7 protein-coding genes are annotated in these 9790 nt (G+C 74.8%); all 7 read right to left on the reverse strand.

The annotated features are described in order from the left end of the window. Positions 1 to 50 precede the first annotated feature (50 nt). Genes murC through CRM73_RS16515 form a run of 7 tightly spaced genes read right to left on the reverse strand, consistent with a single transcriptional unit; the run spans position 51 to position 9682 of the window. Positions 51 to 1454 carry a UDP-N-acetylmuramate--L-alanine ligase gene (gene murC / locus CRM73_RS16485; protein ID WP_035924054.1) on the reverse strand — a complete coding sequence of 468 codons (1404 nt, stop codon included), beginning with the start codon at positions 1452 to 1454 and terminating at the stop codon, positions 51 to 53. Further along, positions 1444 to 2571, reverse strand: coding sequence for an undecaprenyldiphospho-muramoylpentapeptide beta-N-acetylglucosaminyltransferase (murG, locus tag CRM73_RS16490; RefSeq protein WP_115162570.1), 1128 nt, complete (start codon positions 2569 to 2571; stop codon positions 1444 to 1446). Before murG ends, murC begins: the two co-directional genes overlap by 11 nt. Next, on the reverse strand, positions 2568 to 3803 hold the full coding sequence (gene ftsW / locus CRM73_RS16495; RefSeq protein ID WP_229588547.1) for a putative lipid II flippase FtsW: 1236 nt from the start codon (positions 3801 to 3803) through the stop codon (positions 2568 to 2570). Before ftsW ends, murG begins: the two co-directional genes overlap by 4 nt. After that, positions 3800 to 5326 carry a UDP-N-acetylmuramoyl-L-alanine--D-glutamate ligase gene (gene murD / locus CRM73_RS16500; protein ID WP_126346386.1) on the reverse strand — a complete coding sequence of 509 codons (1527 nt, stop codon included), beginning with the start codon at positions 5324 to 5326 and terminating at the stop codon, positions 3800 to 3802. The genes ftsW and murD overlap by 4 nt, the downstream gene beginning before the upstream one ends. Continuing rightward, entirely contained in the window at positions 5323 to 6438 is a 1116-nt protein-coding gene (mraY, locus tag CRM73_RS16505; protein WP_229588549.1) for a phospho-N-acetylmuramoyl-pentapeptide-transferase, read from the reverse strand. Before mraY ends, murD begins: the two co-directional genes overlap by 4 nt. Next, positions 6435 to 8036, reverse strand: a complete 1602-nt coding sequence (gene murF, locus CRM73_RS16510; RefSeq protein ID WP_229588551.1) for a UDP-N-acetylmuramoyl-tripeptide--D-alanyl-D-alanine ligase — start codon at positions 8034 to 8036, stop codon at positions 6435 to 6437. Before murF ends, mraY begins: the two co-directional genes overlap by 4 nt. After that, the gene (locus tag CRM73_RS16515) at positions 8033 to 9682 is read right to left on the reverse strand and encodes a UDP-N-acetylmuramoyl-L-alanyl-D-glutamate--2,6-diaminopimelate ligase (protein WP_229588553.1); all 1650 of its coding nucleotides are present in this window, start codon (positions 9680 to 9682) and stop codon (positions 8033 to 8035) included. Before CRM73_RS16515 ends, murF begins: the two co-directional genes overlap by 4 nt. Between the last annotated feature and the right edge of the window lie 108 nt (positions 9683 to 9790).

Consider the following 9790-nt stretch of genomic DNA (forward strand, 5'->3'; position numbering starts at 1 on the left):
CCCGGCCGGGTCCCCGAAGCGGGGCTGGTGCGGGCGGCCGTGCCGGCTCATCAGCGGGCCCCGAGGCGGTCCACGAGCCGGGGCCCGAGGGCGGTGACGTCCCCGGCGCCCACCGTGAGCACCAGGTCCCCGGGGCGTGCGGCCGCCGCGGCCTCTGCGACCGCGTCGGCGCCGTCCGGCACGTAGCGGACGTGGGCGGGGGCGCGGTCGGTGACGATCCGGCTCGTGAGGCCGTCGACGGGCTGCTCCCGCGCGGCGAAGATGTCGATGACGAGGGCCTCGTCGGCCAGCGCCAGGGCGTCGGCGAACTCGGCCGCGAACTCGCGCGTGCGGGAGAACAGGTGCGGCTGGAAGATCGCGATCACCCGGTGCCCGGACGCGACCTCCCGCGCGGCCGTGAGCGCCGCGACCACCTCGGTCGGGTGGTGGGCGTAGTCGTCGAAGACCCGGACCCCGTCCACCTCGCCCCGCAGGTCGAAGCGCCGGGCGGAGCCGTGGAAGCCGGCCAGCCCGCGCACCGCGTCCGCGGGAGGGACGCCGGCCTCGACGGCCACGCAGAAGGCGGCGGTCGCGTTGAGGACGTTGTGCCGGCCCGGCACCACGAGCTCGAGCCGCTCCTCGCGGCGGTCGGCGCCCTCGCCCAGAAGCAGGGTGCTGCTGGTGCGCAGCCCGTCGGCCTCCCCGGGGAGCACCCGGACGTCGGAGCCCGGTTCCGTGCCGTAGCTGACCACCCGTCCGCCGGCGGACCGGTGGCGCTCCGCGAGCGCCCGGGAGCCGGGGTCGTCCTGGCAGGCCACGAGCAGCCCGTCCGCGGGCAGGGTCGCGGCGAACTCGTCGAAGGCCCGGTAGAAGGCCTCGCGGGAGGCGTAGTAGTCGAGGTGGTCGGGCTCGATGTTCGTGACCACGGCGATCCGCGGACCGTACGCGAGGAAGGAGCCGTCCGACTCGTCGGCCTCGGCCACGAACCACGGACCCGTGCCGAGGGCCGCGTTGGAGCCGAGGTCGGCCACGTGCGCGCCGATGGCCCAGGAGGGCTCCAGCCCGGCAGTGTGCAGCGCGAGCGCGGCCATGGCGCTCGTGGTCGTCTTGCCGTGCGTGCCGGCCACCGCCACGACCGCGCGGCCGTGCATCGCGGCCGCGAGGGCCTCGGAGCGGTGCAGCACGCGCAGCCCCGCGGCCCGGGCGGCGGAGTACTCGGGGTCCTCGGGCGGGATCGCGGTGGACACGACCACGGTCTGCGCCCCGTCCACGTGCTCGGCGCGCTGGCCCACGTGCACGGTGGCGCCCAGGTCCTGGAGCTGGCGCAGCGCCGGGGAGTCCTGGCGGTCGGAGCCGCTGACCGGGACCCCGCGGGCGAGCATCAGCTTGGCGACGGCGGACATCCCCGCGCCGCCCATCCCGATGAAGTGGACCCGGCCCAGCAGCGCGGGGTCGGTCTCGTGCTCAGCGCTCAACGGGGACCTCCTCGAGGATCATCCGTGCCAGCACGGTGTCGGCGTCGCGCACGCCGTGGGCGCGGCTCGCGGCGGCCATCGCGGCGAGGCGGCCGGGGTCGGCCAGCAGGGGGTGCACGTTCCGGCGGTACCAGTCGGGGGTGAACGCGTCGTCGGCGACGAGCTGCGCCGCGCCGGCCGCCACCAGGGAGGCGGCGTTGAGCGCCTGTTCGCCGTTGCCGACGGGCAGCGGGACGAACACGGCGGGCAGGCCGACGGCGGCGACCTCCGAGACGGTCGCGGCGCCGGCGCGGGCCACGAGCAGGTCCGCGGCGGCGTAGACGCGCTCCATGCCGTCCACGTACTCGACCTGCACGTAGCCGGGGGCGCTCAGCGGCGCGCCGTCGTCCCGGGTGAGCTGCTTGCCCCGGCCGGTGACGTGGAGGAGCTGGTAGCCGCGCGCGGCGACCTCCTCGACGACGCCGGCCACGGTGCGGTTCATGGCGAGGGCGCCCGAGGAGCCGCCGGTGACCACGACGGTGGGCAGGTCGGGGTCGAGCCCGAAGGACCGGCGGGCCTCGGCGCGCAGCGCCTCCCGGTCCAGGTGGGAGATCTCCCGGCGCATGGGCATGCCGACGGTGACGGCTCCGCGCAGCGGGGTGCCGGGGAACGCGGCGGCCACGGTCCTGGCCCAGCGCGCGCCGACCCGGTTGGCCAGACCGGGGCGGGCGTTGGCCTCGTGCACCACGATGGGCAGCCCGCGCCGGGCGGCGGCGAGGTAGACGGGGGTGCAGACGTAGCCCCCGACGCCCAGCACCACGTCCGGCCGGACGCGGTCGAGGATCTCCCCGGCCTGCCGCACGGCGCCGAGGAGCCGTCCGGGCAGCCGGACGAGGTCCACGGAGGGCCGGCGGGGCAGCGGGACCCGGTCGACGAGCTCGAGCTCGAGCCCGGCCTGCGGGACGAGCCGGGTCTCCATCCCGGACGCGGTGCCCACCGCCGTGAGGCGGGCCGCCGGGGCCTGCTCCCGCAGCGCGGCCGCCACGGCCAGGAGGGGGCTGACGTGCCCGGCGGTGCCCCCGCCGGCCAGCAGGACCGACGGCGCGGGGCCTCCGGTGGTGGGTTCGGACGGTGTCATGCGCGATCCTCGTTCGGGGTGCGGGGGCGGGGGGTGCGGGTGGGGACCTGGATCCGGCGCGGCAGCCGGGTGAAGGACATCACGACGCCGACGGCCGCGAGGCTCATCAGCAGCGACGACCCACCGTAGCTGATGAACGGGAGGGGGACGCCGATCACGGGCAGCACCCCCGTGACCATGCCGATGTTGATGAACGCCTGGCCGACCAGCCAGGTCACGATGCAGGCGGTGGCGATCCGGACGAAGCCGCTGCGGGCGCGCAGGATGACCCGGGCCATCGCCAGGGCCATGACCGCGAAGAGGGCGAGGATCAGCACCGTGCCCAGCAGGCCCAGCTCCTCGCCGATGATCGAGAAGATGTAGTCGTTGTGCGCCTCGGGGACGTAGTTGTACTTGAGCCGGGACTGGCCCAGCCCCACGCCCCACCAGCCGCCCGAGGCGAGGGCGTTGAGCCCCTGCTGGGACTGGTAGCAGGCGTCGGTGGCGCCGCACTCGCCGAACAGCCAGCCGGTGATCCGGTCCACGCGGTGGGGCGCGGTGACCACGGCCAGCGTGCCGACCAGCGCGGCCCCGGCGGCCGCGATCGCGAACAGCCGCAACGGCGCCCCGGCGAAGAACAGGGCGGCCCCGTAGATCAGCACGAAGACGAGGGCCGTGCCGACGTCGTCGCCCAGCACGATCATCGCGGCGGGGATCCCGATGCCCAGCCCGGACGGCCACAGGGCCTGGCGCCAGTCGCGCACGGCGTCGCCCTGCCGGGCCAGGACCATGGCCAGCCAGATCGCCACGGCGAGCTTGGCGGCCTCGGAGGGCTGGAAGGTCTGCCCGCCCACCACGATCCAGTTCCGGTTGCCGTTGATCTCCTGTCCGAGCGGGGTGAAGACGAGCATGAGCAGCAGCACGGCGAGGACCAGCAGTCCGGTGGCGCCCCGGCGGTACCAGGCGGTGGGCACGAAGGACAGCGCGAACATCAGGACCACGCCGATCCCCCCGAAGGTGGCCTGCTTGACGAAGTACGAGTACGCGGACTCCTGCGCCGAGATCGACTCGACCGCCGAGGCGGAGAGGACCATCATGATGCCGATGGCCGTGAGCAGCAGCACGGAGCCGGCCAGCGCGTAGTAGGAGTGGATGAGGGGGCCGTCCACGAGGGCACGCCAGAAGCGGCGCGCCCCGCCCAGGGAGCCGCGGGCCGTCTCCGCGAGCCCCGCCCGGTCCTGCACCTGCGTCACGAGAGCCGTCCCACGAGGTCCGCGACCTCCCGGACGAACGCGTCACCGCGGTGGGCGTAGGAGCTGAACTGGTCCATCGAGGCGGACGCCGGGGCCATCAGCACCGTGTCGCCCTTCCGGGCGACCTCGTGGGCGAGCCGCACCGCCTCGCCCATCACGGCGTCGCCCGCCGCGGGGCCGGGACGTTCGGCGGTCCGCAGGACGGGGACCTCGGGGGCGTGCGCGGCGAGCGCGGCCAGCAGCGAGTCGTTGTCCGTGCCGATGAGCACCACGGTGCGCAGCCGGCCGGCGTGCCGGGCGACGAGCCGGTCGTAGGAGACGCCCTTGGACAGGCCGCCGGCGATCCACACCACGGAGTCGAACGCGGCCAGGGCTGCGTCGGCGGCGTGCGGGTTGGTGGCCTTGGAGTCGTTGATCCACAGCACGCCGTGGGTCGTGGCGACGGCCTGGATCCGGTGGTCGCCGGGCTCCCAGGCGCGCAGCCCCTCCCGCACGGCCTCCGGCGGGGCGCCGGCGGCCCGGGCCAGGGCCGCGGCGGCCAGCGCGTTGGCCACGCCGTGGGGCGTGGGGAGGGGGCCGGTGTCGGTGATGGAGGCGAGCTCGAGGGCGGAGCCCCGGCGGTCGTCGAGGAAGGCGCGGTCCACGAGCAGGTCCTCCACGACGCCGAGCATGCTGACGTCCGGGGTCTCGAGGGTGAAGCCCACGGCGCGGCAGCCCTCCACGACGTCGGCCTCCTCGACCATGCGCACGGTCTCGGCCTGCTGGGCGTTGTAGACGCACGCCACCCGGGTGTGCTCGTAGATGCGGGACTTGTCCGCTACATAGTTCTCGTAGCCGCCGTGCCAGTCCACGTGGTCCTCGGCCACGTTGAGCACCACGGACGCCAGCGGCGACATCGAGGACGTCCAGTGCAGCTGGAAGCTGGAGAGCTCCACGGCGAGGACGTCGTGCTCGACCGGCTCGCGCAGCGCGTCCAGGATGGGGGTGCCCACGTTGCCGACGGCGGCCGCGGTGAGCCCGGCGGCCTGCAGCATCGACGCGGTCATCCCGACCGTGGTGGTCTTGCCGTTGGTCCCGGTGATGCACACCCACTCGGCGGTCCTGCGCCCGGCGCGCTCGCGCACCCGCCAGGCGAGCTCCACGTCGCCCCAGATCTGGACGCCCTCGGCGGCCGCGGCGGCGAGCAGGGGGTGGTCGGGCCGCAGCCCCGGGGACGTGACGACCAGGTCGGGGCGCTCGCCCTCGACGTCGGGCACGGCCCCCTGGGCGGCCTCCCCCAGCAGGACGTCGACGGCGCCCACGATCCGCAGGGTGTCGGCCTTCGCCCGGTTCTCCGGGGTGTCCGCCCCGTCGACGACGACGACGCGGGCGCCGAGCTCGATCAGGGTGTCCGCGGCGGCGAAGCCCGACAGGCCGATGCCGGCGACGACCACGCGCAGCCCGGCCCAGTCGGCGTCCCACGTGGTGAGCCCGGCCAGGCGCGGCCGGTCCAGGACGGGGTTGTCGTTGCTCGCGTGGATCATTGGATCATTCCTCCGTGGGAGAGCAGCCAGTCGCCGTAGAAGACGCCGAGCGCGGCCGCGACGAACAGCCCGGCGATGATCCAGAAGCGGACCACGATGGTCACCTCGTTCCAGCCCTTGAGCTCGAAGTGGTGCTGCAGCGGCGCCATCTTGAAGATGCGCTTGCCGCCGGAGAGCTTGAAGTAGCCGACCTGCAGGATGACGGAGACCGTGATGATCACGAACAGCCCGGCGATGAGCACCAGCAGCAGCTCGGTGCGGGTGAGCACCGCGAACGCGGCGAGCGCGCCGCCGAGGCCCAGCGATCCCGTGTCGCCCATGAAGATCTTCGCCGGGGAGGTGTTCCACCATAGGAAGCCCACCAGGGCCCCGACCAGCGCGGCGGCGGTGAGGGCGAGGTCGGCGGCGTCGCGCACCTCGTAGCAGACCCCCTCGGCCACGGCTCCGCACAGGTGGGTGTTCTGCCACATGGCGATCAGCAGGTAGCCGCTGAACACGAGGATGGACGCCCCGGTGGCGAGGCCGTCGAGGCCGTCGGTGAGGTTCACGGCGTTGGTCGTGGCGGTGGCGATCAGGTTCACCCAGATCACGAAGAGGACGGCCCCGACCGCGGTGCCGGCGAAGGCGAGGTCGAGGGCGGTGTCCCGGGTGATGGAGATCGCCGAGGACGCGGGGGTCATGCCCTGCGGACCGGGCACGAGCAGCACGAGCAGGGCGAAGGCGGTGCCGATGAGGCCCTGCAGGACGATCTTGCCCACGGGGCTGAGCCCGAGGTTCTGCTTCTTGGCGATCTTCTTGTAGTCGTCGATGAACCCGACGAAGCCCATGCCGAGCATCAGCAGCAGCGCGGAGAGCCCGGAGAGGGTGACGCCCCCGTAGGAGGGCCACAGCACCCCGGAGATCAGGTGCGTGAGCGCGTAGGCGACCACCACGGAGCCGAGGATCGCCACGCCGCCCATGGTGGGCGTCCCGCGCTTGGTGTGGTGGCTGGTGGGCCCGTCGTCCCGGATGAACTGGCCGTAGCCGCGCCGGGCGAGGAACTTGATGAAGGCCGGGGTGCCGAAGAGGGACAGGACCAGGGCGAAGCAGGCCGCCATGAGGATCTGGATCATGCCGGCTCGTTCCCGTCCGCGGAGGGGCCCGGGGTGGTGGGCCTCCCGCTCGGGTCGAGGGAGGCGTTGACGAAGGGACCGGCTGAGGGCCAGTGGTCGCCGCGCGCCGGGGCGTCGTTGCCCGGGGCGGGCCCGCCGGCGCCGTCCCCGGCGTCGGCCGCGACCCGGTCCCCCAGCACCCGGAGACCGGCGGCGTTGGAGGACTTGAAGAGCACGATGTCACCCGGTGCCAGCTCCTGGCGCAGGATCTCCTCGGCGTCCTCCGCGGTCGCCGCCCAGGTGGCCTCGTTGCCCCACGAGCCCTCGAGCTGGGCGGCGTCGTAGACCGGGCGGGCGAGGTCGCCCACGGCGATCAGCTTGGAGATGTTGAGCCGGACCACCATGCGGCCCAGGGCGTCGTGCTCCTCGATCGTGCTGTCGCCGAGCTCGAGCATGCCCCCGAGCACCGCCCAGGTGCGGCGGGGCGCGGACCCGGCGGAGCCGCGGCCCAGCTGGGCCAGGGTCTGCAGCGCGGCGCGCATCGACTGCGGGTTGGCGTTGTAGGCGTCGTTGACCACCGTGACGCCGTCGGCCCGCTCGGTGCGCTCCATCCGCCACCGGCTCGCGGCGCCCTGGGCGTTGAGCGAGGCCGCGATCCGCTCCGGGGCGACCCCGGCCACGAAGGCCGCGGAGGCGGCCGCGAGCAGGTTGGAGACGTGGTGCTCCCCGATGAGCCGGGAGACGATCCGGTGCGCGGAGCCGTCCGGGAGGTGCAGGAGGAACTCCGGGCTGCCGCCGGGCCCGAGGCGGATCTCGGAGGCGTGCACCCGGGCGGCCGGGACGTCGGGCAGCGCGTTCGCCGGGGACTCCCCGAAGAACAGCACGGGCGCGGCGGTGCGACGGTGCATCTGGCGGACCAGGGGGTCGTCGTCGTTGAGGACCGCCACGCCGTCGCCCCGCAGGGACTCGACGAGCTCGCCCTTGGCGCGGGCGATGTTGGCGACCCCGCCGAACTCGCCGGCGTGGGCGGAGCCCACGCACAGCACCACCCCGATGTCGGGGCGGACCATCCGGCACAGGTAGTCGATGTTGCCGATCCGGGTGGCGCCCATCTCGATGATGAGGAACCGGGTGTCCGGCTCGGCCTCGAAGACGGTCAGCGGCACGCCGACCTCCCCGTTGTACGAACCGCGGGGCGCGACCGTGGGACCCTCCGCGGCGAAGATGCCCCGCAGGAGGTCCTTGGTGGTCGTCTTGCCGACGGATCCGGTGACGGCGATGACCTTCACCTCGTGGTCGGCGCGCAGCTGGGCCACGACCCAGGCGGCCAGCCGGCCCATCGCCTCCACCACGTCGGGGACCAGCACGCCCGGGTAGGTGACCCCCGCGGCGTCGGAGACCTCGTGCTCGACGAGGGCGAGGACGGCGCCGGCGGCGAAGGCCGCGCCCACGTACTCGTGGCCGTCGGTGACCTCCCCCGGTTTGGCGACGAACAGCGTGCCGGGACGCGCCTCGCGGGAGTCGGTCGCGACGTGGCGGACGACGGGCGCCGCGGCGGCGGCGCCGACGGCGCGCCCGCCGGTGATCTGCGCGAGCTGTGCGGCGGTGAGGTCGATCATCGGTTCTCCCAACGGTCCTGCTGCCCGTCGGCCAGCGCGGCCCGCAGCTCTTCCCTGTCGTCCAGCGGGTGGTCCACGCCCCGGATCTCCTGGACCGTCTCGTGCCCGCGGCCGGCCACGAGCACGGAGTCGGTGCGCCCCGCCATGGCCACCGCGGCGCGGATGGCCACGGTGCGGGGCTCGAGCACGAGCACCTCCTGGGCCCGGGCGCCGGCGTCGCGGGCCGCGAACGCCCCGGCCGCGACCTCGGCGCGGATCGCGCCGGCGTCCTCGTCGTGCGGGTCGTCGTCCGTGATGATCACCACGTCCGCGTGGCGGGCGGCGATCTCCCCCATGACCGGGCGCTTGGAGCGGTCCCGCTCCCCCGTGGCGCCGAAGACCACGATCACGCGGCCCTCCTCGTCCGGCGGTTCGACGGCGGCGAGCGCGCGGCGCAGGGCGTCCGGGTTGTGCGCGAAGTCGACGACGGCGGTGGGCTGCGTGCCGATGAGCTGCATCCGCCCCGGCACGTCCGTGGTGAGGGGGTCCGCCTCGTCGAGGACGCGCTGCACGTCGGCGACGTCGACCCCGGAGGCCACGACCATGACCACGGCGAGCGCGGCGTTGGCCACGTTGAAGTCGCCCGGCAGGCCCGTGGACACGCGCAGTGTGCGGCCGTCCCGGTGCCGCAGCGCGAAGGAGTGCCCGATCCCGCGGCGGGTCAGGCTGGTCAGCGTCCAGTCCGCGCCGTGCCGGCCCGGTCCGGCGTCCCGGTCCCCCGGCACGCCGCCGCGCAGGGCGATCGTGTCGACGAGGTCCGGGCCGAGCCGCTCCCGCGCGTGCTCGGCCATCCGCAGGCCCCAGACGTCGTCCTCGTCCTGGACCACGACGACGGCCCGGCGGGTCCGCTCCGGGGTGAGCAGCTGGGCCTTGACCGCGAAGTACTCGTCCATCGACCCGTGCAGGTCGAGGTGGTCCTGGGTCAGGTTGGTGAACCCGGCGACGTCGAAGCGGACGCCGTCCACCCGGTGGAACTGCAGGGCGTGGGAGGAGACCTCCATGGACGCCGCCGTGATGCCGCGCTCGCGCATGAGCGCCAGCAGCGCGTGCACGTGCGGGGCCTCCGGGGTGGTGAGCCGGGAGGGGATCGACTCGTCGCCGGCGAGGATCTCGATGGTCCCGATCAGGCCCGTGCGCCGGCCCAGGGCGCGGAGCACCGAGTTGGTGAAGTAGGTCGTGGTCGTCTTGCCGTTGGTGCCGGTCACCGCGAACAGGGCCGGGGCGGTCCCGTCCTCCGGCCGGGAGCCGTAGACGCGTGCGGCGATCGCCCCCACGGACCGGCGGGGGTCCGGGGCCTCGACCACGGGCAGCCCGATGCCGGCGTCCCGGAGGATTGCGGCGCCCTCGTCGTCGGTGAGCACCGCGGCGGCGCCGGAGCGCTGGGCGGCCGCGCCGAAGCGGGCGCCGTGGGTGCGGGCGCCGGGCAGCGCCGCATAGAGGTCCCCGGGGCGCAGCTCCCGGGAGTCCAGGGCGATGCCGGTGACCTCCACCGCGCGGGACGGCGCCGTCCCGCCCGCGAGCCGGGCGGTCTCCGCGAGGCTCAGCGGCCGGGGGCGGGCGGGGCGCATCGTCTGCGCGTCGTGTCCCTGCTGGGCTGTCGCGTCCATCAACGTCCTTCGTGGTCTGGGCGGCGGGTGGGTGGTCCGCCGGGAGCGGGGGGCGGGGGGCGGGCCCGGGGGGTGGCCGGGCACGGCGATATGGAAGTCTAGTCGCCC

The organism is Kocuria sp. CCUG 69068, from assembly GCF_020833785.1.
GTDB lineage: Bacteria > Actinomycetota > Actinomycetes > Actinomycetales > Micrococcaceae > Kocuria > Kocuria rosea.

Excerpts from the sequence above, each read along its gene's own strand:
- murG (WP_115162570.1), bottom strand. The coding sequence starts at position 2,571 with ATGACACCGTCCGAACCCACCACCGGAGGCCCCGCGCCGTCGGTCCTG.
- mraY (WP_229588549.1), bottom strand. The coding sequence starts at position 6,438 with ATGATCCAGATCCTCATGGCGGCCTGCTTCGCCCTGGTCCTGTCCCTC.
- murD (WP_126346386.1), bottom strand. The coding sequence starts at position 5,326 with ATGATCCACGCGAGCAACGACAACCCCGTCCTGGACCGGCCGCGCCTG.
- murF (WP_229588551.1), bottom strand. The coding sequence starts at position 8,036 with ATGATCGACCTCACCGCCGCACAGCTCGCGCAGATCACCGGCGGGCGC.
- CRM73_RS16515 (WP_229588553.1), bottom strand. The coding sequence starts at position 9,682 with ATGGACGCGACAGCCCAGCAGGGACACGACGCGCAGACGATGCGCCCC.